At 72.7% G+C, this 24,979-nt stretch carries 22 protein-coding genes; 12 read left to right on the forward strand and 10 right to left on the reverse strand.

What is annotated here, in order from left to right:
* Positions 1 to 330: 330 nt before the first annotated feature.
* Positions 331 to 1,047, forward strand: coding sequence for a DUF4142 domain-containing protein (locus ACXN5W_RS03635; protein WP_473156691.1), 717 nt, complete (start codon positions 331 to 333; stop codon positions 1,045 to 1,047).
* Between the two features lie 164 nt (positions 1,048 to 1,211).
* On the opposite strand, the gene ACXN5W_RS03640 is transcribed toward ACXN5W_RS03635, so the two are convergent.
* The 5 genes from ACXN5W_RS03640 to ACXN5W_RS03660 all read right to left on the reverse strand — a co-directional run bounded on the left by ACXN5W_RS03640 (position 1,212) and on the right by ACXN5W_RS03660 (position 6,837).
* The gene (locus tag ACXN5W_RS03640; protein WP_473156692.1) at positions 1,212 to 1,499 is read right to left on the reverse strand and encodes an Lrp/AsnC family transcriptional regulator; all 288 of its coding nucleotides are present in this window, start codon (positions 1,497 to 1,499) and stop codon (positions 1,212 to 1,214) included.
* Between the two features lie 102 nt (positions 1,500 to 1,601).
* Positions 1,602 to 2,471: a nucleotidyltransferase family protein gene (locus tag ACXN5W_RS03645; protein WP_473156806.1), complete on the reverse strand. Its 870-nt coding sequence runs from the start codon at positions 2,469 to 2,471 to the stop codon at positions 1,602 to 1,604.
* Positions 2,472 to 2,575: 104 nt separating this feature from the next.
* Positions 2,576 to 3,100 (reverse strand): NUDIX hydrolase, encoded by a 525-nt coding sequence (locus tag ACXN5W_RS03650; RefSeq protein ID WP_473156693.1) that lies wholly within the window; start codon positions 3,098 to 3,100, stop codon positions 2,576 to 2,578.
* Between the two features lie 70 nt (positions 3,101 to 3,170).
* Positions 3,171 to 4,955 (reverse strand): RelA/SpoT family protein, encoded by a 1,785-nt coding sequence (locus ACXN5W_RS03655; protein WP_473156807.1) that lies wholly within the window; start codon positions 4,953 to 4,955, stop codon positions 3,171 to 3,173.
* Positions 4,956 to 5,085: 130 nt separating this feature from the next.
* The gene (locus tag ACXN5W_RS03660) at positions 5,086 to 6,837 is read right to left on the reverse strand and encodes a DEDD exonuclease domain-containing protein (RefSeq protein WP_473156694.1); all 1,752 of its coding nucleotides are present in this window, start codon (positions 6,835 to 6,837) and stop codon (positions 5,086 to 5,088) included.
* 127 nt (positions 6,838 to 6,964) lie between these two features.
* On the opposite strand from ACXN5W_RS03660, the gene ACXN5W_RS03665 reads away from it, so the two are divergent.
* The 4 genes from ACXN5W_RS03665 to ACXN5W_RS03680 all read left to right on the forward strand — a co-directional run bounded on the left by ACXN5W_RS03665 (position 6,965) and on the right by ACXN5W_RS03680 (position 11,502).
* On the forward strand, positions 6,965 to 8,512 hold the full coding sequence (locus tag ACXN5W_RS03665; RefSeq protein ID WP_473156695.1) for an NYN domain-containing protein: 1,548 nt from the start codon (positions 6,965 to 6,967) through the stop codon (positions 8,510 to 8,512).
* A gap of 245 nt (positions 8,513 to 8,757) precedes the next feature.
* Positions 8,758 to 8,997, forward strand: a complete 240-nt coding sequence (locus ACXN5W_RS03670; protein WP_473156696.1) for a hypothetical protein — start codon at positions 8,758 to 8,760, stop codon at positions 8,995 to 8,997.
* 88 nt (positions 8,998 to 9,085) lie between these two features.
* On the forward strand, positions 9,086 to 10,381 hold the full coding sequence (locus ACXN5W_RS03675; protein WP_473156697.1) for a M48 family metallopeptidase: 1,296 nt from the start codon (positions 9,086 to 9,088) through the stop codon (positions 10,379 to 10,381).
* Positions 10,378 to 11,502, forward strand: coding sequence for a glycosyltransferase family 4 protein (locus tag ACXN5W_RS03680; protein WP_473156698.1), 1,125 nt, complete (start codon positions 10,378 to 10,380; stop codon positions 11,500 to 11,502). Before ACXN5W_RS03675 ends, ACXN5W_RS03680 begins: the two co-directional genes overlap by 4 nt.
* A gap of 185 nt (positions 11,503 to 11,687) precedes the next feature.
* Here ACXN5W_RS03680 and ACXN5W_RS03685 read toward each other — a convergent pair whose 3' ends face one another.
* Genes ACXN5W_RS03685 through ACXN5W_RS03695 form a run of 3 tightly spaced genes read right to left on the reverse strand, consistent with a single transcriptional unit; the run spans position 11,688 to position 15,861 of the window.
* Entirely contained in the window at positions 11,688 to 12,356 is a 669-nt protein-coding gene (locus ACXN5W_RS03685; protein WP_091557164.1) for a response regulator transcription factor, read from the reverse strand.
* Between the two features lie 8 nt (positions 12,357 to 12,364).
* Entirely contained in the window at positions 12,365 to 14,047 is a 1,683-nt protein-coding gene (locus tag ACXN5W_RS03690; protein ID WP_473156699.1) for a sensor histidine kinase, read from the reverse strand.
* Positions 14,048 to 14,061: 14 nt separating this feature from the next.
* On the reverse strand, positions 14,062 to 15,861 hold the full coding sequence (locus ACXN5W_RS03695) for an AMP-dependent synthetase/ligase (protein WP_473156700.1): 1,800 nt from the start codon (positions 15,859 to 15,861) through the stop codon (positions 14,062 to 14,064).
* Between the two features lie 128 nt (positions 15,862 to 15,989).
* Between ACXN5W_RS03695 and ACXN5W_RS03700 the strand changes: the two genes are divergently transcribed.
* The 6 genes from ACXN5W_RS03700 (at position 15,990) to ACXN5W_RS03725 (ending at position 21,699) form a co-directional block, all read left to right on the forward strand.
* Positions 15,990 to 16,442, forward strand: coding sequence for an SRPBCC family protein (locus ACXN5W_RS03700; RefSeq protein ID WP_473156701.1), 453 nt, complete (start codon positions 15,990 to 15,992; stop codon positions 16,440 to 16,442).
* Between the two features lie 43 nt (positions 16,443 to 16,485).
* Positions 16,486 to 17,304 carry a hypothetical protein gene (locus tag ACXN5W_RS03705; RefSeq protein WP_473156702.1) on the forward strand — a complete coding sequence of 273 codons (819 nt, stop codon included), beginning with the start codon at positions 16,486 to 16,488 and terminating at the stop codon, positions 17,302 to 17,304.
* A gap of 69 nt (positions 17,305 to 17,373) precedes the next feature.
* A complete protein-coding gene (locus ACXN5W_RS03710; protein ID WP_473156703.1) occupies positions 17,374 to 18,321 on the forward strand; it encodes an ROK family glucokinase in 948 nt (315 codons plus the stop codon).
* Entirely contained in the window at positions 18,318 to 19,145 is an 828-nt protein-coding gene (locus ACXN5W_RS03715) for an endonuclease/exonuclease/phosphatase family protein (RefSeq protein WP_473156704.1), read from the forward strand. Before ACXN5W_RS03710 ends, ACXN5W_RS03715 begins: the two co-directional genes overlap by 4 nt.
* Before the next feature lie 288 nt (positions 19,146 to 19,433).
* The gene (locus ACXN5W_RS03720) at positions 19,434 to 20,768 is read left to right on the forward strand and encodes a flavin-containing monooxygenase (protein WP_473156808.1); all 1,335 of its coding nucleotides are present in this window, start codon (positions 19,434 to 19,436) and stop codon (positions 20,766 to 20,768) included.
* A 142-nt stretch (positions 20,769 to 20,910) separates the two neighbouring features.
* On the forward strand, positions 20,911 to 21,699 hold the full coding sequence (locus ACXN5W_RS03725; protein WP_473156809.1) for an alpha/beta hydrolase: 789 nt from the start codon (positions 20,911 to 20,913) through the stop codon (positions 21,697 to 21,699).
* Positions 21,700 to 21,753: 54 nt separating this feature from the next.
* Here ACXN5W_RS03725 and ACXN5W_RS03730 read toward each other — a convergent pair whose 3' ends face one another.
* Complete coding sequence (locus ACXN5W_RS03730) at positions 21,754 to 22,608, reverse strand: NmrA family NAD(P)-binding protein (protein ID WP_473156705.1); 855 nt, start codon at positions 22,606 to 22,608, stop codon at positions 21,754 to 21,756.
* 86 nt (positions 22,609 to 22,694) lie between these two features.
* Here ACXN5W_RS03730 and ACXN5W_RS03735 point away from each other — a divergent pair, with 86 nt between their 5' ends.
* The gene (locus tag ACXN5W_RS03735) at positions 22,695 to 23,432 is read left to right on the forward strand and encodes a TetR/AcrR family transcriptional regulator (protein ID WP_473156706.1); all 738 of its coding nucleotides are present in this window, start codon (positions 22,695 to 22,697) and stop codon (positions 23,430 to 23,432) included.
* A gap of 51 nt (positions 23,433 to 23,483) precedes the next feature.
* Here the strand turns inward: ACXN5W_RS03735 and ACXN5W_RS03740 are convergent, their stop codons facing one another.
* Entirely contained in the window at positions 23,484 to 24,896 is a 1,413-nt protein-coding gene (locus ACXN5W_RS03740; RefSeq protein ID WP_473156707.1) for an alpha,alpha-trehalose-phosphate synthase (UDP-forming), read from the reverse strand.
* Positions 24,897 to 24,979 lie beyond the last annotated feature (83 nt).

Consider the following 24,979-nt stretch of genomic DNA (forward strand, 5'->3'; position numbering starts at 1 on the left):
CCGCGAGAACGGCGAGGCTGGCGATCACGTTGATCAGTCCGGCCAGCCCGATCGGCATCGGCACCATGGGCAGCATGGCGAGCGCCGCGAACGGCGGATAGGTGAACCCCAACCCCCCCACCCCCACCCACCCCCCCCGCCGGGGTTGATCATGAAGTTAGCTGCGACATTTGGTGCAAACTGTTCAGTCAACTTCATGATCAACCAGAAAGGGAGGGGGGAGACGGAGGGGGTGGGGTGGGGAGGGGGTGAAGATTCGGGTTGGGATTGTCGGCGTGTGGTGGGTGGAACGGGGTACCCGTGCGGTCCAACGACCAAGGGGGGAACACCATGTTGGGTGTGAAACGGCTGGCGGTGATCGTCGGCCTAGCGGTCATCGGCCTCGCGCCGGCCGCCGCGGCACAGGCAGCGGCAGAGGGGACGCCGGCACCGTCGGGCTCCGCGTCACCGGCACAGCAGGACACCCAGTACCTGCAGACGATTCACCAGGTCAACCTGGCGGAGGTCTCCGGGGGCAACGTGGCGCAGCAGAAGGCGTCGAACCAGCAGGTCAAGGACCTGGCCATGCAGTTCGTCACCGACCACCAGCAGCTCGACCAGGCGGTGCAGAGCACGGCCTCGCAGGCCGGGGTGACGCTGCCGAACGCGCCGACGAACGACCAGCAGGCCGTGCTCAACCAGTTGCAGGGTCTGAACGGGTCGGCGTTCGACAACGCGTGGGTGACGGCCGAACTGGCCGGCCACCAGAAGGCCATCCAGGCGACCGAGACCGAGGTCAACCAGGGTTCCGAGCCGGCGGTGAAGCAGCTGGCCCAGCAGGCTCTGCCGGTGCTCCAGGCCCACTTCGAGTCGCTTCAGGCACTGGCGCAGAGCCTGGGCATCGCGGTGCCGAGCCTCTCGGGTACGCCGGCTCCGGGGACCAGCTCCGGCAGTGCCAGCCCGAGCGGAAGTCCCACCGAATCGCCGGGAACGGGTGGCACCACCGAGGCACCGGGTACCGGGACCACGGAGGAGCCGACCGAGGCGCCTACTCCGGCCACCACCTGAACGGGTACGACCGGATTCAGCGGTACGGGTGGGTCTGCGGGTTGACGCCCGGCAGGCCCACCTCGCGCTCGTCCCGTCAATCAGTGACCTGAGCGGTACCTGAGTGATCCACCCGGCGGTACCGGTGGCTTGGCCGCCCCGTTGCGCGACCCGAGAGGTGGCTGTCAGTCGGCGTCGGCGAGCCCGATGGCGAACGCCTCTTCCAGGTCGTGCTGTGAGTACGCCCGGAAGGCGATGTGTGACTCGGTGTTGACCACCCCGGGCACCTTGGAGATGCGGCCGGCGATCACCTCGGCGATCTGCTCGAACTCCCGTACCCGGATGACGGCGATCAGGTCGGTGTTCCCGGCGACCGAATAGACCTCGCTCACGCCGGGCAGCGCGGCCAGGGTCTCCGCGACCTCGGGGATCGAGTCGGTGGCGCAGTCGATCAGGACGATCGCAGTGATCACCGATGTGCTCCTCTCCTGGAGAACGTCCCGTTCATGCTAGATGGTGCCGACCGGCGGCGCCCGGCCAAGCCGGATGGCGCCGGCCGGTGGCGTTGGGCCAGGCTAGACGGCGCCGGCCGGTGGCGTTGGGTCAGGCTGGACGGCGCCGGCCGGCAGCGTTCGGCCACGACCGAAGCGCACGGCCGAGTCCAGTCGCTCGTCCTCGCCGACCGACTCGCCGGGCCAGACCACCGCGCGGCGTACCGAGCCCCGGACGACCGCCCCCGCGCCCACCACCGCGCGCTCGCAGCTGCCGGTGACCGTCGCCGTGGACGCGACCAGGTTGCCGTCCCCGGCGGCGTGCAGGTTCGCCGCCAGGTAGTCCGCCGGGGTGCCGGTGTCGAGGTAGACGCCGTGGAACGGGATGATCTCCAGTTCCCCGGCCGCCTCGGCCGGCCGCCAGACCGCCCGGACCAGATCGGGCTCCCCGACCGACAGCCGGCGGACGTACCGGGCCGGGATCAGCGAGAATCCCGCGAACCGGTGGCGGCCGAACTCGCCGGAATCGGCGGGGTCGGCCACCGGCACCCCCAGCAGCCGTACGCTCCGGCCGTCCCAACCGGCCAGCAACGCCGCGATGTCGGCCCCCGGCGGCCGGTCCGGGTCCGCGAGGTAGCCGTCCGCGTTGCCCACCAGTACGCCCCGGTCCGCGATCCAGTCTCGCAGGTTGGCCAGGCCGCCGGCCGTACCCAGTGGGGAGCCCGATTCGACGGACGGCCACGCGCGGGTTCCGACCTGTCGGACCACCTGCTCGGCCAGGTAGCAGGCGTTGACCGCGACGTCGGCCGGGCCGGTCAGGCCCAGGGCGGCGACCCGGGCCAACGCCCGGTCCAGCAGTGCGACGTTGCCCACCGGGCACAGCGCCTTCGGTATCAGCTCGGTGAGCGGTCGCAGCCGTTGCCCCTCGCCGGCGGCGAGGATCACCGCGCACACCGGCGGGTCGGCCGGAGACCGCCGCCGGACCTCGGGCCGGGGCTGCCCGGCCGCACCCCGGACCGCCGCCGGATCGTCCTCGGCGGACGCGGCCGGGCGACCGGTCACGGCGCGGGCCGGGGCTCGCGGGTGGCGGCCGGGCCGAGGCCGTAGATGCCCAGCAGCCGGGCGGTGTTCGTGGTGAGCGTCGGCAGGGCGTCCACGGGATACCAGGCGGCCTCGTACACTTCCGCGCCGTCGACCACCAGTGGGTTGGTGGAGGCGGGAACCCGCGCGGTGAAGACCATGTCCACCCAGCCCTGGGCGTGTACCACGGCGTTGGGAACCGCCGGGGTGAGCTGGTCCGGGGTCAGCCGTACGCCGCTCTCCTCGGCCAGTTCGCGGGCGGCGCCGACGACCGGTGCCTCGGCCCGGCGCAGCAGTCCGGCGGGCAGTCCCCACTTTCGGCCGGGCGGCTGCCGCAGCAACAGCAGGCGTCCGGGTTCCGGTGACTCCGAATCCCAGACCACGGCCACCGCGCCGACGATGTACTTCGGCACCGCCAGGCGGACCAGTCGGTGCCGGAACCGGAACGGCAGCCGGTAGAACGCGCGGTAGACGAGGGCGCGGGCGATCGAGTGGGCGGTCACCGTCCCAGGCTAGAGGGTTCCGGCCGCAGCGGCGCCGGGGCCGGTCGGGTCCCGCGCCAGCCGGCACGGGTCACTCCGGATGGTCGACCAGGGCGATGAGCTGTTCCACCACGGCCTCCGGGGCCAGTTTGCGGTCGAAGACCGCCACGAGCATGGTGTCGACGTCCGGATAGCCACGTTCCTCGGACAGCCGGCGCAGCGGCAGGTCGCTGGCCAGTCCACGGTTGTGCCGGCGCAGCGCCAACCCGATCGCCGCCCGGCCGAGGCGGATCTTGTCGGCGATCGAGATGCCGGGTTCCTCGTGTTTGGCGAACCAGCGGTTGATCTGGAGCTGGGCGTGTGGGGACTTGACGAAGCCGAGCCACTCCTTGCGTGGGCCCGGCGGGGCCACCTCGAGGTCGAGTTCGGCGTGCGCGTCGCCCTCGGTGAAGATTTCGACCACGTCGCCCTCGCACAGTTCCGAGCCCAACGGGGCCAACCGTCCGTTCACCTTGGCGGCGAGGCAGTGGTCGCCCCGGTGCGTACCCAGCTCGTATGCCAGATCGACCGGCGTCGAACCGGAGGGCAGGACCACGGTCCGGCCGTCGGCGAACACCTGGACCTGTGATTCGGAGAGGTCGCAGCGCAGCGAGTGGAGGAACTGGCTGGAGTCGGCGGTCTCCTGCTCCCAGTCGAGCACCCGGCGCAGCCAGTCGAGCTGCTCGGTGCTCGGCGCCGAGTCGGTGACGGGCCTGGGGTAGCGGAAGTCCGCCGCGATGCCGTACTCCGCCGACCGGTGCATGTCGAGGGTCCGGATCAGCACCTCCACCGAGCGGTTGTCCGGGCCGCAGACGGTGGTGTGCAGGGAGCGGTAGAGGTTGTTCTTCGGTGAGGCGATGTAGTCCTTGAACCGGCCGGGCACCGGCCGCCAGAGCCCGTGGATCGAGCCGAGTGCGGCGTAGCAGTCGTTGTCGGAGCCCTCCACCACGACCGCGATGCGGGGCAGATCGTACGGCGTGGCGTGGCCACCCGCGACGGTGTCCTTCCAGATCGAGTAGAGGTGCCGGGGGCGCGGGTCCACCTTGGCGTCGATCTTGTCCCGGCGCAGGACCACCCGGGCCTCGCCGACCACCCGGGCCAGGTAGGGCTCCCAGTCCGGCCGGCCGCCGTTGACGTACGCGCGGATCCGGTCGTACTCCTCGGGTTCCAGGTGCATCAGCACCGCGTCGTCGAGGTCCCGCTTGAGCACCTGGATGCCGAGCCGGTCACAGAGCGGCACCAGCACCTCGACGGTGGCCCGGGCGATGCGGGCCCGGGAGGCGGGCGACCGGGCGTCCAGGGTGCGCATGTTGTGCAGCCGGTCGGCCAGCTTGATGATCAGGACCCGGACGTCCTTGCCGGCCGCGATGATCATCTTTCGGATTGTCTCGGCCTCGGCCGCCTTGCCGTAGAACTCCTTGTCGAACTTGGTCACCCCGTCGACCAGGAGTGCCACCTCGGGGCCGAAGTCGCCGTCCAGCGCGTCCAACGTGTACCGGGTGTCCTCGACCGTGTCGTGCAGCAGCGCCGCCACCAGGGTGGTGGTGTCCATCCCCAGCTCCGCGCAGATCTGCGCGACGGCCAGCGGATGGGTGATGTAGGGCTCGCCGCTCTTGCGGAACTGGCCCCGGTGCATGTTCTCGGCGATTCCGTACGCCCGGCGCAGTGCCGCGGCGTCGGCCCCGGCGTGGACCGCGCGGTGGGTCCGCACCAGGACGGTGACCGGGTCACTGTCGGACGGCGGCCAGGACAGCAGCGAGCGCAGCCGTCGAGCCAGCGGGAAGTCCGCGGGGAGGGAACCGCCGAAAGCGGCGCCGCGACCGGCGTCGACGTCCACCCGGGACACCTCCTCACCGGGCCACACCACCACCCGTCCGCTCGAACGGGCGACAGCGAGCCACGAATCGGGCACGACTGCACTTCTCCACCAGAGTAAGCGAGTATCCGTCGTCCGAACGGGTGGTTACCTACAGTCGTTCGGTCGAGAGTTGACCGGCGGCCGACTCCGCCCTGGTCAGCAGGTCGCGGAACCGGGCCGCGCCGCGTACCGGCGAGGCCCACGGTTCGGACGCCTCGACCAGTCGCGTCTCGGGCCGTTCCAACCAGGACAGAATCCGTTCCGACTCCTCGGCGGTGGCGTTCGGCACCGGTCCGGTCCCCGCCGGCACGGTCTCGGCGGTGGCCAGCACCTGATCGAGCACGGCCCGCGGCGGCTGGCCGGGCCGGGCGAGGGCGGCGCCGGCCAGCCGGCCGTGCCGGACCACCACCAGCTCCCACCCGCCGTCGGCGGTGCGTCGGGCCGCGGCCAACTGGCCGATCCGGGCCAGCCCGAGCAGACGTTGCATCCGCAGGGTGGCCCGCAGGACCGCGGCCAGCCGGCCCCGGACCACCGCGGCCTCCTCGTACCGCTGGTCGGTGGAGAGCGCCTCGATCCGGGCCAGCAGCGCGGCCACCACGACCTCCGGATCGCCCGTGGTGGCCCGGCGGAACGCGCCGGCGGCGCGCAGCTCGTAGTCGGACACCGAGATCCGGTGCTCGCACGGCGCGGCGCACCGGCCCAGCTCGGCCAGGGCGCAGGCCGGCAGGGTGGTGCGGGTGGACAGCCGGTGGGTGCACTGCCGCAGCGGCAGGGCGTCGTGCAGCGCTGCCGCCGCCAACTCGGCGGCGCGCCGGGAGGTGAACGGGCCGAGGTAGGCGTCGTCGCCGTCAGCCAGCTTCCGGACCAGGGACAGCCGTGGGTACGCCTCCGCGGTCAGCTTCAGCCAGACGACCCGGTGCGGGTACTTCGACCGACGGTTGTACGGCGGCGTGTGCGCGGCGATCAACCGCAGCTCGCGTACCTCGGCCTCCAGCGGGTGCGCGCACTCGACGGCGTCGACCCGGACGGCGGCGGCCAGCATCTCCGATATCCGGGCCCGCTTCTCGGCGGCGGTGAAGTAGCTGCGTACCCGGGTGGCGACGTCGCCGGAGGTGCCCACGTAGAGCGGCCGGTCATCGGCGGCCCGGAAGATGTAGACCCCGGGCACCCGGGGCAACCCGTCGGCCAGGTGCCGCTTGCTGCGCTGCACCGGGCTGACCGCCCGGCAGAACTCGATGGCGTCGCCGATGGTCTCCACCCGGTGGCCGCTCAACCGGGCGATCAACCCGTGCAGCACGTCGACCGTCGCCTCGGCGTCGGCCAGCGCGCGGTGGCTGGGCTGCCGAGGGGTCCGGAAGTACGCGGCGAGCGTGCCCAACTTGCGGTTGGGTACCTCGTCGGCGGTCAGCACCCGGCGGGCCAGCGCGGCGGTGTCCAACACCCGGGGGTTGGGCCAGGCGTAACCGTGTCGGGCGCAGGCGGCCTTGAGGAAACCCACGTCGTACGGGGCGTTGTGCGCCACCAGCACCGCGTCCCGGAGGAACTCCAGCAGGCTCGGCAGGATCTGCTCGATCGGCGGCGCGGGCAGCAGCATCGCCTGGGTGATCCCGGTCAGCACGGTGATGAACGGCGGGATCGGCACGCCCGGGTTGACCAGCGTGGCCAGCACACCCAGCTCCTCGCCGCCACGGACCCGTACCGCGCCGATCTCCGTGATGCCCCCGCCGTCCGGAGTGCCGCCGGTGGTCTCCAGATCGAGCACCACGAACGTCGTGCGGTGCAACGGGAGGTCGTCGGGAATGCCGGTCGAGGGGTCGAGCAGCCCGTCGAGGGTGCCCTGGACGTACTCCGGTTGTGCCACGGCGGGCAGGCTAAAAGCCGCGTACGACACTTCCGGCACGGTGGGTCCCGATCGTGACGGGCGACGCACCGTACGCTCCGACTGACTCACCGGGCGCACAGCGCGGCGACGGTGGGAGACTTGTCAGATGTCCCACCCCGAGCCCCGCCCGCACGGTCCCGCCGAACCGGCGGCGACCGACCCGACCGGTGTGCCCGGCGCGGTCCCGCTGGCGGGGGACGACCGGGCCGGGAACGAGCCGGCAGGGCCGGCGACCGACGGAGACGGGCTGGCCGGATCGACCACCGACGGGAACGAGCCGGCAGGGCCGGCGACCCGCGGCGAGCAGGCGCCGGCCGAGCCGGCGGGTCTGCCGGAACCGAGCCTGCCGGAACCGATCCTGCCCGAGCCGGTCCGGCAGCGCGTCGTGACGCTCGCCGCCACGGCGCTGCCGAGCCTCATCACCGACGAGATACCCGTGCCCCTGCGCCGGGTGGCCCGGTTCGCGCCGAACCGACGGGCCCGGCTCGGCGGGCCGGCCATCGCGGCCCAACTGGCGGCCGACCCACTCTTCCGGCAGCGGATCGGGGCTCGGGCGTTGGTCGAGGCCGGGGAACTCGGCGCGGCCGTCGGCGGGGGTACGGTGCCGGCGGCGGCCGACCCGGTCCAGGTGGCGGCGCTCGCGTACCTGGCCCGGCCGGTCGGCTGGCGGGATCTGGTCGACGCCAGCGGGGCGGCCGTCCGGGCCGAGGCGGACAGTGCCCAGGTCGCGGAGCTGGTCCGGGAGGCCGAGCAGCGCGCCGACCGCGCGGAGCATGACCGGGCGCTCGCCCGGGTGGAGGCGGACAAGCTGCGCGACGAGTTGTCCCGGGTACGCGAGGAACTGGGCCAGCTGCGGGAGGAGACCCGGGTCCAGGCGCGGGCGCTGCGCGAGTTGCAGGCCCAGCACCGTCGGGTGAGCGAGTTGCTGGCCACCGAGAAGGGCCGGGCCGGGCGGGCGAGCGCCGACCACGACGCCGAACTGCGCCGGCTGCGCGCCCGGTTGGCCGAGGCTGAGAGCGCCGCCGGCGCGGCCCGGCAGAGCGCCAAGGACGCCCGGTCGGTCGACAACGCCCGGCTGTGGCTGCTGCTGGAGACGATCGGCCAGGCGGCCGTGGGGCTACGGCGCGAGCTGGCGCTCGACCCGGTCGACCGGCTGCCCGCGGACTTCGTGGCGGACGAGTTCGCCGAGCGACCGGGTGACCGGTCCGTGGCCCGCGCCGGGGCAAGGGCGCTGGACACCGATGATCCCGCCCGGCTGGACGAACTGCTGGCCCTGCCCCGGGCGCATCTGGTGGTGGACGGCTACAACGTCACCAAGCGGGGTTTCGGCGAGATGTCCCTGGAGCAGCAGCGCAAACGGCTCATCACCGGTCTCGGCGGGTTGGCCGCGCGAACCGGTGACGAGGTGACCGTCGTCTTCGACGGAGCCGAACGGGTGCCCGGGCTGCCGCCGGCGCCCCGGGGCGTCCGGGTGCTGTTCTCCCGCAAGGGGGAGACCGCCGACGAACTGATCCGCCGGCTGGTCCGGGCCGAGCCGGCCGGCCGGCCGGTCGTGGTGATCTCCTCGGACCGCGAGGTGGCCGACGGGGTACGCCGGCACGGCGCGTACCCGCTGGGCGCTGACTCGCTGCTGCGCCGGCTCGCGCGGTCCTGAACCGGCCACCCCCGGACTCCACGATCGGACGGTCGGCGCCGTCGACGGACGGCACCAGGCCGGCTCGCCGCCGGCCACCGGGTCCCTCGCCGGACATTCAGGGCATCGGGGCCTGACCAGCGCGAGATCGTGGCGATCTTCGACTCTTGGACAAAGTTGTCGGACCCCCCGGTTAGCGTCGATGTCACCGACGGTGGCCGGTTGGTGATCGGGCCGCCGACGCACGTGAGGAGAGGCGGGATCCGATGCTCATCGACTGCGACACCTGCACCGTCCGCGGCGCGGCCTGCGCCGGCTGCCTGGTGAGTGCGCTGGTCGACGCGACAGCGGACGTGGCCGGCCTGACCCCCGCCGAGGAGCGGGCGATCGAGGTCTTCGCCCGGGCCGGCTTCGACGTCGAGGTGCTCAGCGCCCCGGCCACCGCTCCGGCCGGCCCACCGGTGCCGCTGGCGCGTCCCCGCCGCCGGGGCCGGAACGTGGCCTGATTCCGGGCCGTCGCCCGCCGCGCCCGGCCCCGGACGGCGGACCCATAGGATGGGCCGACGCGCACCGGCGGCGGGAGGAGCTGCGCTGATGAGTCCACGGGCGTGGGCGGTGACCACCCTGGTGGCGCTGGCCGTGCTGCTGGTGTTCGTGGCCGTCCTGCTGGTGCCGTGGGCCCGCCCGCCGGCTCCGCGCGCCGACCAGGTGGCGGCGCTGCGCGAACTGCCGGCCGCGCAGGTCGCCCGGGGACGGGCCTTCACCGCCGCACTGCGGCCGGCCGGGTACGGGGCGATGCTCGTCGGCTTGGCCGTGGCCGTCGTGCTCGGGCTCACTCCGTTGGGCGCCGGGCTGGTCCGCCTGGTCGGCCGACCGTTCGGCGGGCACTGGATCGCCGAGGCGGTGCTCGGCGGTCTGGCCGTGGTCTTCGTCGCCGACCTGGTCACCCTGCCCTTCGCGGCCTGGCGGCACACCGTCGTCGTCCGGTACGGGCTGTCCACCCAGGGTTGGGGCGGTTGGGTCGGCGATCTGCTCCGGTCGTACGCCGTGACCGCCGTGCTCGGCGCGGTGGCCCTGTTCGGCTTCTACGCCGTGACCCGGCTGGCCCCGCGCTGGTGGTGGGCGTTCGGCGCGGCCGGCGCGGCGCTGCTGGTGGCGCTGCTCTCGTTCGTGTTCCCGGTGCTTGTCGAGCCGGTGTTCAACAAATTCACCCCGATGGAACCGGGCCCGCTGCGCAGCCAGCTGCTGGACCTGGCCCAGCGGGACGGGGTGCCGGTCCGGGACGTGCTGGTCGCCGACGCCTCCCGGCGGAGCCGCGCGGTGAACGCCTACGTCTCGGGTCTCGGCCCGACCCGCCGGATCGTCGTCTACGACACGCTGCTCCGCGAGGCGCCGCCGGAGGAGGTGGTCAGCGTCGTGGCACACGAACTCGGGCATGCCCGGGACCGCGACGTGTTCACCGGCACCCTGCTGGGTGCGCTCGGCGCGGCGTTCGGGGTGGTGGCCGTCTACCTTCTCGGGCAGTGGACCGGGCTGCTGCGGGCGGCCGGTGTGGACGGTGTCGCGGGCGCGGTCGGGCTGGCGGGACCGGACGGCATCGCCCAGCCGAGGGCCCTGCCACTGCTGCTCGCCGTGCTGGCCGTGACCGGGCTGGTCGCGGCGCCGGCCCAGGCGTTGGTGTCCCGCCGGGTGGAGGCACGGGCCGACGAGCACGCGCTGGCACTGACCGGCGACCCGAGCACGTTCGCGGCGATGCAGCGGCGGCTGTCGGCGGTCAACCTGGGCGATCCCGATCCGCCCCGCTGGGAGTACCTCTACTCGGCCAGTCACTCTTCCACCGTGGAGCGGATCGCGGCGGCCCGGGCGTACGCGAGGCGGGTCGGCCGGTGAACCGCACCCTGCTGATTACCAACGACTTCCCGCCCCGGCCCGGCGGGATCCAGCTGTTCGTCCACCGCCTCGCGTTGAGCCTGCCGGCCGATTCCGTGGTCGTGTACGCCTCGTCCTGGCGCGGTGCCGACAAGTTCGACGCCGACCAGCCGTTCGAGGTGGTACGCGAGCCCACCACGGTGCTGCTGCCCACCCCGGGGGTGGCCCGCCGGGCTGCCGCGCTGGCCCGCGACCGGGGTTGCGACACGGTCATGTTCGGCGCGGCGGCCCCGCTCGGGTTGCTCGCCGCCGGACTGCGTCGACGGGCCGGCATCGACCGGGTGGTGGCGCTGACCCACGGCCACGAGGCCGGCTGGACCACCGTGCCCGGCGCCGGTGTGCTGCTGCGCCGGATCGCTCGCGGCGCCGACGTGGTGACCTACCTCGGCGAGTACCAACGCTCCCGGCTCGACCGGGTGATGGGTGGGCTGACCGAGCTGCGCCGGCTCGCCCCGGGGGTTGACGTCGGGACGTACCACCCGGGGGTCGACGGTTCCGGGGTGCGCGCCCGGTACGGCCTCACCGACCGGCCGGTGGTGGTCTGCGTCTCCCGGCTGGTGCCCCGCAAGGGACAGGACTCGCTGATCCGGGCCTGGCCGCAGGTCCGGCGGCGGGTGCCGGACGCGGCGCTGCTGATCGTGAGCGGGGGTCCCTACCGCGCGAAACTCGAGCGGCTGGCCCGGCAGGCCGGTGTGGAGCGCGACGTGGTGTTCACCGGCTCGGTGCCGTGGGCCGAACTGCCCGAGCACTACGCGGCCGGTGACGTGTACGCGATGCCCTGCCGCACCCGCAACCGGGGGCTGGACGTGGAGGGGTTGGGCATCGTCTACCTGGAGGCGTCGGCGACGGGGCTGCCGGTGGTGGCCGGCGACTCCGGTGGGGCGCCGGACGCGGTGCGGGACGGCGAGACCGGTTTCGTGGTCGGCGGCCGGGACGGCGCCGCGCTGGTCGACCGGCTGGTCACGCTGCTCACCGACCGGGCGCTGGCCAGCCGGATGGGCGCCGCGGGCCGGTCCTGGGTGGACCGGGAGTGGCGCTGGGATCGCCAGGCCGCCCGACTCGCCGAACTGCTCGCCGGCTGACCCACCCCACCCCACCCCACCCCACCCCCACCCCACTCCCACCGTTGATCATGAAGTTAGCTGACCGTTTGGAGATCAAACAGCCAGCTAACTTCATGATCAACGGAGGGGTGGGGATGGGAGGGGGAGCCGGACAGGGTGGCGCTGGCTGACGGATCAGCCAGCGACCAGCCCGGGGGAGGGGATCAGAACTTCGGGGCGTCGGGCGCTTCGAGCAGGCCCAGCCGCAGGGCCGTCATCAGGGCCTGGGCCCGGTTGGCGGCGCCGAGCTTCTCGTAGAGCTTCGAGATGTGGGTCTTGGCGGTCGACTCGCTGACGAACAACTGCTTGGCGATGCCGGCCACGCTCATGCCGTCGGCGAGCAGTCGCAGCACCTGGCCCTCGCGCGGGCTCAGTTGCGGGCCGGAGGGGGCGAGCCGGCGCTTCATGGCCTCGGCCAGATCGGCGGCGGTGAACGCGCTGGGCGACGACGCGGCGTGCCGGGCGGCGGCCACCACCTCGTCGGCGGGGGCGGTCTTCGGCACGAACGCGCTGGCCCCCGCCTCCAGGGCACCGAACAGCTGATCGTCACCCGCGTACATGGTCAGCACCACGATGCCCATGGTGGCACTGGACTTGCGCAGTGCCCGGGTGGCCTCCAGCCCGCTGCCGTCGGGCAGTCGGAGATCCATGATCACGACATCTGGCTGCAACGCCCCGGCCTGCCGTACGCCCTCGGCGGCGGTCGCGGCCTCACCGACCACCTCGAATTGCCGGTCCCGCTCGAATGCGTGGCGCAGTCCCTTGCGGATCAGATCGTGATCATCGACGAGCAGAACCTTGGTGCGGGTCGTCGGCATGGGGCTGGTCGTCATGTTCCGGGTTACTCCCCTTCTGGTGCGGTACTACCGCGCACGTTATCTCGCCGAGGGGAGGTTCCGAGCACCACCGCCACGGTCGTACCGCTGGGGCGACGCGGACTGATCTCCAGCCGGCCCCGGATACGTTCCGCCCTCTCTGCCATGATCGCAAGACCGTACCTTCCGTCGGGCCGCTGGTCAGCGATGCCCTGACCATCATCCGACACTTCAATTCGGGCGTACGGGGGATCAATCTCGCAGGTGACCCAGAGATTCGCGGCACTTGCGTGTTTTCGGGCGTTGGTGACGGCTTCCTGGGCGATGCGCAGCAGTTCCGCCTCGGTGGCCGCCGGCAGCCGGGCCGTGGACTCGTCCAGTGACAGGTGTACCCGCAGCCCGGCCGAGGCGCCGACGGTCCGGGCGTACTCGGCGATCGCCGCGGCCAGCCCGCCGTGCCGGTCCACCTCGCTGCGCAACTCGAACAGGCTCAACCGCAGCTCGGTGATCACCCGGGTGACCTCGGCGCGCAGCATCCGCAGCGCCTCCTCGGTCTCCTTGGCGTCCTCGTGGACCGTGGCGAGGGCGTTGTCGATGCCGTACCCGACCATCACCAGCTCCTGCGCCACCCCGTCGTGGATCTCCCGGGCCAGGCGTTGCCGCTCCTCGTTGGTGGCCAGCGACCGGACGTCGTCGAAGAGCAACGCCGCCTCCAACCGCAGCGCGGCCGGATCGGTGAGCGCCCGCACCCGGGCCACCACGGGCGGCGGGTACGCGTTGGCCACGTCGGCCTCCAGCGTCACCAGCCCGACCGTGCGCACCCCGGCCACCAGCGGCACCACCAGCGCCGACACGTCGCCACCCGGGTGTGACCGGGCCTGCGAGCGGGGCGCGGTCTGCGGCTGCTGGCTCGCCCAGGCGTCGGCGATGGCCGAGTCCGCGTCCAGCGTCGTCTCCCAGTCGACCCGGTCGGCGCCGCGCTGGGCCAACACCACGAGCCGGCCACCGCCGCTGGCCGACAGCACGGCGGCCCGGTCGGCCCGGGTGACCGTGAGCAACTCCTCGACCAGGTGCTCCGAGATCCCGCCCGGATCCAGGGTGGCGCCCGGCAGTTGGCGGGCCACGCTGCGCAGCTGGGTCAGCAGCCGGGTGGCCTCGGCGTACGGCTGCGGGGTGGCCTCGGTGCGGGCCCGGATCACCCGTTGGAAGGTGGCGGCGGCGTAGAGCCCGAGCGCGGCCAGGATCAGCCACTGGGCGCAGACCGCCAGATACCACGGCTGGGTGAGCTGCCGGTGCCCGCCGGAGGTGGTGAGCGCGCCGCTGACCACCAGCACCGTGGCGGTGACCAGGAGCAGGCCCGCTCCCTCGGCGGTACGGCGGCTCAGCGCGACCACCGTCAGCGGCACGGCCAGGTAGGGCAGGATCGCCGAGGCGCCCCAGCCGCCGCCGGTGTCGGCGACCGCCGCCACCTGGCTGGCCGCCAGCCCGACCACCACGGCCTCGGCGAACCGGCCGATCGGTCCGACCAGCCGGTGCCGCGGCGCCAGCACCGCCGGCAGGCCGGCGGCGGCGAGCAGCACCACCCACCACAGTTGGACCGGTTGCCGGGTCGCCACCAGGGCGAGCACCGCGACCAGCGCGAGCATGACGACCCGGGCCGTCGCCGCGAGAGGTCTCGGGCGAAGGCTGACGGCTGTGGACGCGGACACCTGAGGGATCGTAGTCAGCTGGAGTAGATGGCCGCGATCTCGGCGGCGTATGTCTTGAGTACGACGTTGCGCTTGACCTTCATCGACGGGGTCAGCTCCCCACTCTGTTCGGTGAAGTCGGCGGGCAGGACGCGGAACTGCTTGATCGCCTCGGCCCGGGAGACCGCCTGGTTGGCCTCGTCGACACAGCTCTGGATTTCCGCCCGCAGCTGCGGGTCGTCGCGCAGGTCCGCCACCGGGGTGTCCGCGGGGTGGCCGTGCCCGGCCAGCCAGCCCGGCCAGGCATCGGGATCGATGGTGACCAGTGCGGCGATGAACGGCTGCCGGTCGCCCACGACCAGGCACTGGCTGACCAGCGGATGCGCCCGGATCCGGTCCTCCAGCACGGCGGGCGCGACGTTCTTGCCGGCCGCCGTGACGATCAGCTCCTTCTTCCGGCCGGTGATCGTCAGGTAGCCGTCGTCGTCGAGCCTGCCCAGGTCGCCCGTGTGGAACCAGCCGTCCTGGAGTGCCTCGGCGCTGGCGTCGGGGTTGTTCCAGTAGCCCTGGAAGACGATGTCGCCCTTGATCAGGACCTCGCCGTCGTCCGCGACCCGGATGGTCACCCCGGGCAGCGGGCGGCCCACCGTGCCGATCCGGGTGGCGGACGGCAGGTTTGCGGCGGCCGCCGGTGCGGTCTCGGTCAGGCCGTACCCCTCCTGGATCGTCACGCCCACCCCGCGGAAGAAGTGGCCGAGTCGGGCCCCCAGCGGGGCGCCACCGGAGATCGCGGCGTCACACCGGCCGCCCAGCCCGGCCCGCAGCTTGCGGTAGACCAGCCGGTCGAACATCCGGTGCCGCAGCCGCAGGCCCAGGCCGGGTCCGGACGGGGTGTCCAGCGCCTGGCTGTACGCCACCGCCACCCGATCGGCCTGGCTGAAGATCTTCCCCTTGCCCTCGGCCTGGGCGCGCTGCGCGGCGGCGTTGTAGACCTTCTCGAAGACCCGGGGCACCGACAGTACGAAGGTGGGGCGGAACCGCTTCAGGTCGTCGACCAGGTTCCTGGTGTCGGGGGCGTGTACCAGGGTGGCCCGGGCGGCCACCGCGCCGAGCTGGATCAGCCGGGCGAAGGCGTGCGCCAGGGGCAGGAACAACAGTGTCGAGGCACCCTCGTGGAACAGGTTGGGCAGCACCGGGATCGCGTTGGCGACGTCGGCGTACATGTTGCGGTGGGTCAGCGTGCAGCCCTTGGGTCGGCCGGTGGTCCCGCTGGTGTAGATGATCGTGGCGATGTCGTCGGCCCGGACGGCCCGGCGTCGGGACTCGATCTCGGCCTCGTCGACCCCGACACCCCCGGCGACCAGGCCGGCCAGGTCACCGGTCTCGATCTGCCAGACGTGCTCCAGACCGGGCAGCCGGTCCCGGACGCCGGCCAGCACCAGCGCGTGCGCGTTGGTCTCGACCACGCAGGCCACCGCGCCGGAGTCGGCCAGGATCCACGCGACCTGCTCGGCGCTGGAGGTCTCGTAGATCGGCACGGTCACCGCACCCGCCGCCCAGATCGCGTGGTCGAGCAGGGCCCACTCGTACCGGGTCCGGCTCATCAGCCCGACCCGGGCGCCGGGCTCGATTCCGGCGGCGACCAGACCGCGGGCCGCCGCGACCACCTCGTCGCGGAACTGCCGGGAGGTGACGTCGGTCCAGCCCGACCCGTCCCCGTCCGGCCGGACGAACTGCACGAAATCGGGGGTCGCCGTGGCGTTCGTCCAGACCGGGTCGGTCAGGTTGGCCGCGTCGCCGACGGTGACGATCGGGGGGACCGAGAACTCGCGCACCTGAACTCCCTCGTACATTCGCGCCCGCGGCGTCGTCGCGGCGACGGGTCGGCCATCCGAACCTACCCGCCGGTGGCCGGTGCGAGCCGCCCGGCCACCCGGGGCGGCACAGAGGGTAGCCTCCCCACATGGCGGACTCCTCCACCCAGTCGATCGTGATCTCGGCGCCGTGTCCACGGGTGGCAGAGGTGATCTGTGACTTCGCGCGGTACCCGGAGTGGACCGAGGCGGTCCACCGGGTGGAGGTCCAGGAGGAGTACGAGGACGGGTACGCCAGTCGGGTGCGCTTCGTCCTCGACGCCGGTGTGCTGACCGACGACTACACGCTGGTCTACTCGTACGCCGAGGACCTGACCCGGATCGAGTGGGAGCTGGCCGAGCCGAGCCGCATGCAGCGCCGGCAGGTCGGCTCGTACGACCTCACCGAGAACGGCGACGGCACCTGCACGGTGACGTACACGCTGGAGGTGGAACTCTCGGTGGCGACACTGGGCATGTTCCGGCGCAAGGCCGAAAAAATGATCATGGATGCCGCGCTCAAGCAGCTCAAGCGACGGGTGGAAGCGGGCGAGGGCGCGTGAGTGCGGCGCGGGCGGCGGGACCACCGCGGTGAGGGGGCCGGAGATGGCGCAGATCGATCCGGGTAGCGCCCGCGAGGAGGCGGAACGGTTGGTGGCCACCGCGCTGGCGGCGGCCCGGCTGGCCGCCTCGGGACAGCGCGCGGCCGGTACCGCCGGCCGGTTGCTGGACGCGCTCGGCCAGTTCGCCGGGTCGCCTGGTGGCCGGTTCGCCACCGGCAGCGCCGAGTGCTGCGTCTGCCCGGTCTGCCGCGCCATCGCCGCCGTGCGGGACCCGAGCCCGGAGTTCGCCGAACGACTCAGCACCGGCGCCGGTGACCTGGCGGCCGGGGTCGCCAGCCTGCTGCGGTCTCTCGCCACCGCCGGTGGGTCCCAGCCCGCCGAGGAGGCCGGTGGGTTCTCCGAAGCGGAGCCGACCGGTTCCGCCGACGCCGAGCGGACCGGTTTCGCCGACGCCGAGCCGACCGGTTTCACCGACGCCGAGCCGACCGGTTTCACCGACGCCGAGCCGACCGGTTCCGCCGGCGCCGAGCGGACCGGTGGGTCCCCGGAGGCCGAGCCGACCGGCGGGTTCGCGGAGGCTGGTTCCAGGGTTTCTCCCGGGGCCGGACGGGCCGGTGGGGACGATCATGATTTCGATCCGGGTGATGATCCGGACCGGGTGTGGCGCGCGGCAACTCGTACCAGGCATGATGCACAGCCGGCGGCAACACCGGATGGCTGGGCCGCCGCCACGGTCACGGACCCGGCCGGACCTGCCACGACGGCGGGTACCGGCGGTGGAGTGCCGGGTCGGACGGTGCCGGCGAGTCGGACACCCGAGGACGCGGGTCCACCGGACGACGGGGCCCGGCGAGCGGGGTGAGTGGCGACCGCCACCGGCGGCGGGCCGGCAGCGGGGTCGGATGCGGCATGGCAGAGGGGAGCGGCAGCGGTGACGCTGACCATCGGAGTCGACGTCGGTGGCACGAAGGTGGCCGGAGGTGTCGTCGACGAGTCCGGTGAGGTCCTGGTCGAGACCCGTCGGGACACCCCTGCCGACGACGTCGGCAAGACTCGGGACGTCATCGTCGAGGTGGTCACCGAGCTGGCCATCGGCCGCCAGATCGAGGCGGTCGGGATCGGTGCGGCCGGCTGGATCGACGCCGGCCGGTCGACGGTGCTCTTCGCGCCCAACATCGCCTGGCGGGACGAGCCGATCCGCGACTACGTCAGCTCCGCCGTCGACCTGCCGGTGATCGTCGAGAACGACGCGAACGTGGCGGCCTGGGCGGAGTTCCGGCACGGCGCGGCCCGGTCGGCCGACGACTCCATGGTCATGTTCACCATCGGCACCGGGGTGGGTGGCGGCATCGTGCTCGGTGGTGAGCTGCTGCGCGGGGCGCACGGCATCGCCGCCGAACTGGGTCACACGCTGGCCGTGCCGGACGGGCACCTGTGCGGCTGCGGCCGGTTGGGCTGCATCGAGCAGTACGCCAGCGGGAGCGCCCTGGTCCGGTTCGCCCGAGCCGGCGCGCGGCAGGAGCCGGAGCGCGCGACCGCGCTGCTGGAGATCGCCGGTGGGGATCCGGAGGCGATCACGGGCCGGATGGTCACCTCGGCGGCCCAGTCCGGGGACCCGGTCTCCGCCGAGGCGTTCGCCCAGCTCGGCCGCTGGCTCGGCATGACGATGGCCGACCTCGTGCAGATCCTCGACCCCCAGGTCGTGGTGATCGGTGGTGGCGTGATCGACGCCGGTGAGCTGCTGCTCGGGCCCACCGACCGGTCCTACCGGGAGTCCCTGGCCCAGCGCGGCCGGATCGAGGTGGCCGAGATCCGGCCGGCGGAGCTGGGCAACCAGGCCGGCGTGGTGGGCGCCGCCGACCTGGCCCGGCGCCGATGAGCGACCCGGTGACGGCCGACGGCCCGGTGACGGCGAACGGCCCGGCGAAGGCCGACGGCCTGGCGACGGCGAATGGCCCGGACAGCCTGGCGACGGTGGACGGTCCGGCGCTGGTCGGGCCCCGGTTGCGGGTGCTGTCGTACAACATCCACGGCCGGCGGGACGACCTGGCCGCGCTCGCGGCGGCGGTCCGGGACACTGCCCCGGACGTGTTGATCGTGCAGGAGGCGCCGCGTCGGTTCCGGTGGCGGCACAAGTGCGCCGCGCTGGCCGAGTCGTTCGGCATGGTGGTCGCCGTCGGTGGCCTGCCGTCGCTGGGCAACCTGGTGCTGACCACGCTGCGGGTCCGGGTGCTGCGGACCTGGACCCAGCGGTATCCGCTCACCCCCGGGCGACACCTGCGCGGTGCCGCGTACGCCGAATGTTCGGTGGGTCCGGGTCCGGACGGCACCGGGACCGCGCGGTTCGTGGTGGCCGGCTCGCACCTGTCCACCGATCCCGCCGAGCGGCCCGGTCAGGCGGAACTGCTGCGGTCCGAACTGGCCGGTGTGGACCTGCCGCTGATCGTCGGCGCCGACCTCAACGAGGATCCGGGCGGCCCGGCCTGGCGGACGGTGGGGAAGGACCTGACGGACTCGGCGGTCGCCGCCGACCGGGCCGACCTGCTCACCTTCCCCTGCGCCGGCCCCCGGCAGCGGTTGGACGCGATCTTCGTGGATCCGCGGATCCGGATCGTGGACTACGACGTGGTGGACACCGAACGGACCCGTCAAGCCAGCGACCACCTACCGGTGCTGGCCGACCTGATCCTGCCGCCCGCCTGAAAGGAAGGGCACCCTGTTATCGCTTTTCGTATAGCAGGGGGCCCTTCTTAACGGAGCCACGTTTCGCGGTCACCGTCCGGCTCAGTGCGCCGACTGGACAACGGGGGCGGCGAGGGATGAGGATTCTGCGGCATGTCGGCACTCGTGCCGGAGCGAAGGAGATTCCCGGTGTCCACCTCCACCGAGCACCCCGGTCCTGAACCCGGCCCCGCCGTCCCCGGCTCCGCCCCGGAGACAGCCGGCTGGAGCCCCGAACCGGCCGCCACCGAGTGGCGGGACGGCCGCCAGGTGTACGACCGCGGCGACACCGTCTGCGTGATCGGCGCCGGCGCCAGCGGACTCGCGGCCGTCAAGAACCTCACCGAGTACGGCTTCGGGGTCGACTGCTACGAACGGGAGACCGGCGTCGGCGGCATCTGGAACTGGCGGCACGACCGCAGCCCGGTGTACGCGAGCACCCATCTCATCTCCTCGAAGCCGTTCACCCAGTTCCCGGACTTCCCGATGCCGGACGACTGGCCGGACTACCCGCATCACACCCGGCTGCTGTCCTATCTCGAGCGGTACGCCGACCACTTCGACCTGCGCCGGCACATCTGGTTCGGCACCGAGGTGGTCCGGGTGGAACCGGCCGGGAACGACAGGTGGTACGTCACGACCCGCAGCACGGGCGGCTACGGCAGCGAGCGGACCAGCCGGTACGCCGCCGTGGTGGTGGCCAACGGGCACAACTGGTCGCCCAAGATGCCCGAGTACGAGGGCCTGGCCGACTTCCGCGGGCAGGTGGTCCACGCCTCGGCGTACCAGGATCCGACCCAGTTGCGCGGCAAGCGGGTGCTGGTGGTGGGTGCCGGTAACACCGGCTGCGACATCGCGGTGGAGGCGGCCCAGCAGGCCGCGCGATGCTGGCATTCCACCCGCCGGGGCTACTGGTACGCGCCGAAGTACGTCCTGGGTCGTCCGGCCGACCAGGTCAACGACACCACGCACTGGTTCCGGCTGCCACTGTGGCTGCGGCAGTGGCTGTTCCACCAGACCCTGCGGCTGACCGTGGGCGACCTGACCCGGTTCGGCCTGCCGAAGCCCGACCACAAGGTGTACGAGACGCACCCGATCGCGAACAGCCAACTCGTCTACTACGTCGGCCACGGCGGGATCGATCCGGTGCCCGAGGTGGCCCGGTTCACCCGCCAGCGGGTGGTGCTCAGCGACGGCCGGGAGATCGAACCCGATCTGGTCATCATGGCGACCGGTTACCTGCCGCGCTTCGAGTTCCTCGACCCGGCGGTGCTCGGTGACGACGGCTCGGGCCGGCCGACCCTCTACCTGAACGCCTTCCCCCGGCAGCATCCGACGCTGGCGGTGGTCGGCCTGGTGCAGCCCGATTCGGGGATTCTCCCGCTGTCACACTGGCAGAGCGTGGTGGTCGCCCGCTACCTGCGGCTGCGGGAGCGGGCTCCCGAGCGGGCGGCCGAGTTCGCCGGCCGGGTGGAGTCGGACGCCGCGCGCCGGTGGCACGAGGCCAACGTGAAGGACAGCAGTCGGCACTGGTTCGAGGTGGGGCACGTGGCGTACCTGCGTGCGCTGCAGAGCGCCCTCGACGACCTGGAGGTCCCCGCGTGAGCGCGAGGTGCGCGCGTTCCGGGGTCAGCCGCGTGGGACGCGCTGACGCCGGAATGCGGGTAGAGCCGGGTTTGCGAGCCCCGCAGTCGCGAACGAAGGGTGGATCCGCGTGAGCGCGAGGCAGCGGGAACGGCTGGACATCATGCGGTTCCGGGACTGGGCCCGTCCGGTGCCACCGGTCCGGCGCGAGATCCTCAGCGCGTTGCCGGCGACGGACGAGGGCCGCCCGCCGCTGCTGTTCGTGCCGGGCTACGGGCACGGCGCCTGGATCTTCGCGGAACACTGGCTGGCCCACGCCGCCAGCCGGGGCTTCCCGGCGTACGCGGTGAGCCTGCGCGGTCACGGCGACAGCGGTTCGGCGCCGGGGGCGGACCTGCGGGCGTACGCGCACGACGTGGCGCAGGCCGCGGCCGGCCTGCCCCGGCGGTCGGTACTGGTCGGGCATGGTGCGGGTGCCCTGGTGGTCGAGCACGCGCTGGCCCGCTATCCGGCGCGGGCGGCCGTGCTGGCCGCGCCGGTGCTGGGTGGCTGGGGGACCTTCGGTACGGCGTTGCGCCGCAACCCGGCCGGCACCCTGCCCGCGGTGTTCGGCGGTGCGCTGCGGTTCAACCGGCGGCAGCGGTTCAGCCGGGAGCTGCCAGCCGAGGTGGCCGACGCCTACCTGGGCCGGATCGGCCGGGCCGGCCGGCGGGCCCAGTGGCAGTTGGTCGACCGGCCACGTCTGGAGCCGGCCGTGGGTGATCCGCCGGTCCTGGTGGTGGGCAGTCCGGACGACCGGATCGTGCCGTCCGCCGCGCTCACCGAGGCGGCCCGACGGCACGGCACCGCACCGTTGCTCTTTCCCGGGATGGGGCACGACCTGATGCTGGACGCCGGCTGGTACGAGCCGATCGAGGCGATCCTGGACTGGCTGGTCAAGGAGACGGACTGAGCCGTAGGTTGGGCCACTCCGCCGGCTCGCGTCCACTCTGGCCGGTCTGGGTTGTCAGGCTGAGGGCTGGGTGAGCAGGTCGCGCACGGTGCGTGGTTCCCGGTCGAGAAGTTTGCCGAGCAGACGGTCGACTCCGGCGAAGTCGCCCTGCCGTGCGGCCTGGTAGAAGCCGAGGAGGAAGCGCGCCATGAACTCCTGCGTTCCCTGAGCGATCTGGGCCGCGAGCCACTCCTGTTCGCCCAGGATCTCAAGCTTGACCGTGCGGCCGGCGACCTCGGACGCGATCATGGCGATGTCTTCGAAGGTCGGTGCGGTACCCGCGGTGAGCGTCGTCGGTCCGTCGTACGCCCCGTTCGAGGCGAGGATGATGGCGGCGGCCTCGGCGGCGTCTTCGCGGGCGGTCCACGACACCGGTCCGTCGCCGGGCACGGTGATGACGCCGGTCTCGCGCCACGGGCCCATCATCCAGTTGAGGCTGTGCAGGTAGAAGCCGTTGCGCAGCGAGGTCCAGGCGACGCCTGACCCGGCGAGCAGCTGCTCGGTCGCGGCATGGTCACGCCCCGGCCTGAAGGGGGTGCCGGGGGTGGCGTTCTGGTGGCTGGTGTAGAGGATGCGTCCGACCCCCGCGGCGACGGCCGCTTGGATCGCGGTCCGGTGCAGGCTCACGGCGTCGGCGCCCGGGTCATTCGAGGACACCAGCAACAGCTGGTCGGCACCGTCGAAGGCACCCGGCAGTGAGGCTGGGTCGGCGTAGTCGCCGTGGCGCACCGCCACGCCGCGGTCGGCGAACCGCTGGGCCTTCGTGACGTCGCGTACGACGACGGCGACGTCCTCGGCGGAGACGCGGTCGAGGAGGTGATCGACGGTGGCGCCGTTGAGCGCGCCGGTGGCTCCGGTGATGACGATCATGGAGGACTCCAGGTGTTAGCGATGATTGCAGTTCGACGCTAACACTGTAATTGCGGTGATAGCAACAAGGAGATAACGTTGGAATCATGAAGGCACCCGTCCCGCAGCCGGCCCGCGACGCCGTACGGACCCGGCTGGTCGAAGTCGCCGCACGCCTGCTCGCCAGCGAGGGGCCTGACGCGGTGACCACGCGCTCGGTCGCGCTCGCCGCCGGCGTTCAGGCGCCGGCGATCTACCGTCTCTTCGGCGACAAGGACGGGTTGCTCGACGCCGTGGCGGAACACGGCTTCGCGAGCTACGTGGCGCGGAAGCCCCCCGTCGACACCGACGACGATCCGGTCGAAGGTCTGCACGCCGGGTGGAACCTGCACGTCGGCTTCGGCCTCGCGAACCCCGCCCTGTTCCGGCTCATGCATTCGGCGAAGCGGACGCCGGACGGGCAGGCCACCATCGAGTCCGGCATCGAAGTACTGCGACAGCGAGTGCGGCGGGTCGCCCAGACCGGCCGTCTGCGCGTGCCCGAACATCGCGCCGTCGCGCTCATCCACGCGGCCGGCACGGGCGTCGTGTTCACCCTCATCGACCAGCCCGACGACGAGCGGGACGAAACCCTCGCGGAGCTGGCGTGGGAAGCCGTCTGCACAACCATCCTGATCGACACGCGCGCGGCTGAGCCTTTCGGCCCGGCGGTGGCGGCGGTCGCCCTCCGGGCCGCCCTACCCGACCTCACGGCGCTCACCGCCCACGAGGGCGCACTGCTCGGAGACTGGTTGGACCGCATCGCGGATTCCGATCCACAGGTGCCGCGTCCAGCTGGACTGTGACAGTCGGTGTTCAAGGCGCCGCGTGCGCAGCCTTGATGGTTCCGGTCCGGGTCAGTCGGCGGTGAGGCGGTCGGCCAGCGCACCGGTCTCGTCCAGGGCGGTGAGGTACGACCGGGCCCAGGCGCGGATGTCATGCGAGCGCAGATGGTCACGCATCAACCGCATCCGGTTCCGTAGCTCGTCGGGCGGCGCCTGGAGGGCGTCCAACAGGGTCCGCTTGAGCCCGTCGAGGTCGTGCGGGTTGACCAGGAACGCGCTGGTGAACTCGACGGCTGTGCCGGCGAACTCGCTGAGCAGCAGCGCGCCGCCGCCGTCCACCCGGGCGGCCACGTACTCCTTGGCGACCAGGTTCATGCCGTCCCGCAGCGGGGTGACGGCCAGCACGTCGGCCACCCGGTAGAGGGCGGCCAGGCCGGCCCGGTCGAACCCCTGGGTCAGGTAGTGGATCGCGGGCTCGCCCACCCGGCCGAACTCGCCGTTGATCCGGCCGACCTGGTGCTCCACCCGGTCGCGCAGCACCTTGTACTGCGCCACCCGTTCCCGGCTGGGCACCGCCACCTGCACCAGCGCGGTGTCGTGGACCTTGACGCGACCGTCCGCCAGAAGTTCGCTGTACGCCTTGAGTCGCTGCTCGATGCCCTTGGTGTAGTCCATCCGGTCCACGCTGAGCACCACCCGCCGTGGGTCACCGAGGTCACCCCGCCACCGTCTGGCCCGGGCCAGCACTTCGGGCTGGTCGGCCAGGGTGGCCATCTCGGCCATGTCGATCGAGACGGGGAAGGCGCCGATCCGCACCGGGCGACCGGCCACGGTGATCTGCTCGTCGCTGGCGGGCAGGCCGAGCAGCCGGGTGGCGAGCTGGGCGAAGTTGTGCGCGGCCTGGACGCGCTGGAAGCCGACGAGGTCGGCACCGAGCATGCCGGCCAGCAGCTCGGCACGCCGGGGCAGTTGCATGAACAGCTCGGGCGGTGGGAACGGCACGTGCAGGAAGAAGCCGATCCGTACGTCGGGCCGGCGCTCCCGCAGCATGCTCGGCAACAGTTGCAGGTGGTAGTCCTGCACCCAGACCACCGCGTCGGGCTCCGCGGTGGCCGCCACCACGTCCGCGAACCGCTGGTTGACCCGCCGGTACGCGTCCCACCAGCGCCGGTGATAGACCGGCTGTTCCACCGAGTCGTGGTAGAGCGGCCACAGGGTCGCGTTCGCGAACCCTTCGTAGTGGTCGCGGACGTCCTCTTCGGACAGTGGAACGGTGACCAGGCGTACGCCGTCGACGTCGGGCAACGTCGGCGCCGCGCCGATCCCGCCGGCCCAGCCGACCCAGGTCGCCGGTTCCCGCCGCAGCAGCGGATGAAGGGCGCTCACCAGTCCGCCGGGACTGCGCCGCCATTCGCAGGCGCCATCCGGCAGGCTGTCGTCGACGGGCAGACGGTTGGCTACTACCACGAGCGATCGGGGGCGCATCGGTACCTCGCGAGGGGTGGGCTCGACCGTCGTCTGAACCGACGGTCGGCAGAAGGATCGACCTTTCGCAGTATTCCTACTGA

Source organism: Plantactinospora sp. A48 (assembly GCF_055793945.1).

Coding starts and splice junctions, on each gene's coding strand:
- ACXN5W_RS03635 (WP_473156691.1), top strand. CDS start 331: ATGTTGGGTGTGAAACGGCTGGCGGTGATCGTCGGCCTAGCGGTCATC.
- ACXN5W_RS03665 (WP_473156695.1), top strand. CDS start 6,965: ATGTCCCACCCCGAGCCCCGCCCGCACGGTCCCGCCGAACCGGCGGCG.
- ACXN5W_RS03670 (WP_473156696.1), top strand. CDS start 8,758: ATGCTCATCGACTGCGACACCTGCACCGTCCGCGGCGCGGCCTGCGCC.
- ACXN5W_RS03675 (WP_473156697.1), top strand. CDS start 9,086: ATGAGTCCACGGGCGTGGGCGGTGACCACCCTGGTGGCGCTGGCCGTG.
- ACXN5W_RS03685 (WP_091557164.1), bottom strand. CDS start 12,356: ATGACGACCAGCCCCATGCCGACGACCCGCACCAAGGTTCTGCTCGTC.
- ACXN5W_RS03700 (WP_473156701.1), top strand. CDS start 15,990: ATGGCGGACTCCTCCACCCAGTCGATCGTGATCTCGGCGCCGTGTCCA.
- ACXN5W_RS03705 (WP_473156702.1), top strand. CDS start 16,486: ATGGCGCAGATCGATCCGGGTAGCGCCCGCGAGGAGGCGGAACGGTTG.
- ACXN5W_RS03715 (WP_473156704.1), top strand. CDS start 18,318: ATGAGCGACCCGGTGACGGCCGACGGCCCGGTGACGGCGAACGGCCCG.
- ACXN5W_RS03725 (WP_473156809.1), top strand. CDS start 20,911: ATGCGGTTCCGGGACTGGGCCCGTCCGGTGCCACCGGTCCGGCGCGAG.
- ACXN5W_RS03730 (WP_473156705.1), bottom strand. CDS start 22,608: ATGATCGTCATCACCGGAGCCACCGGCGCGCTCAACGGCGCCACCGTC.
- ACXN5W_RS03735 (WP_473156706.1), top strand. CDS start 22,695: ATGAAGGCACCCGTCCCGCAGCCGGCCCGCGACGCCGTACGGACCCGG.
- ACXN5W_RS03740 (WP_473156707.1), bottom strand. CDS start 24,896: ATGCGCCCCCGATCGCTCGTGGTAGTAGCCAACCGTCTGCCCGTCGAC.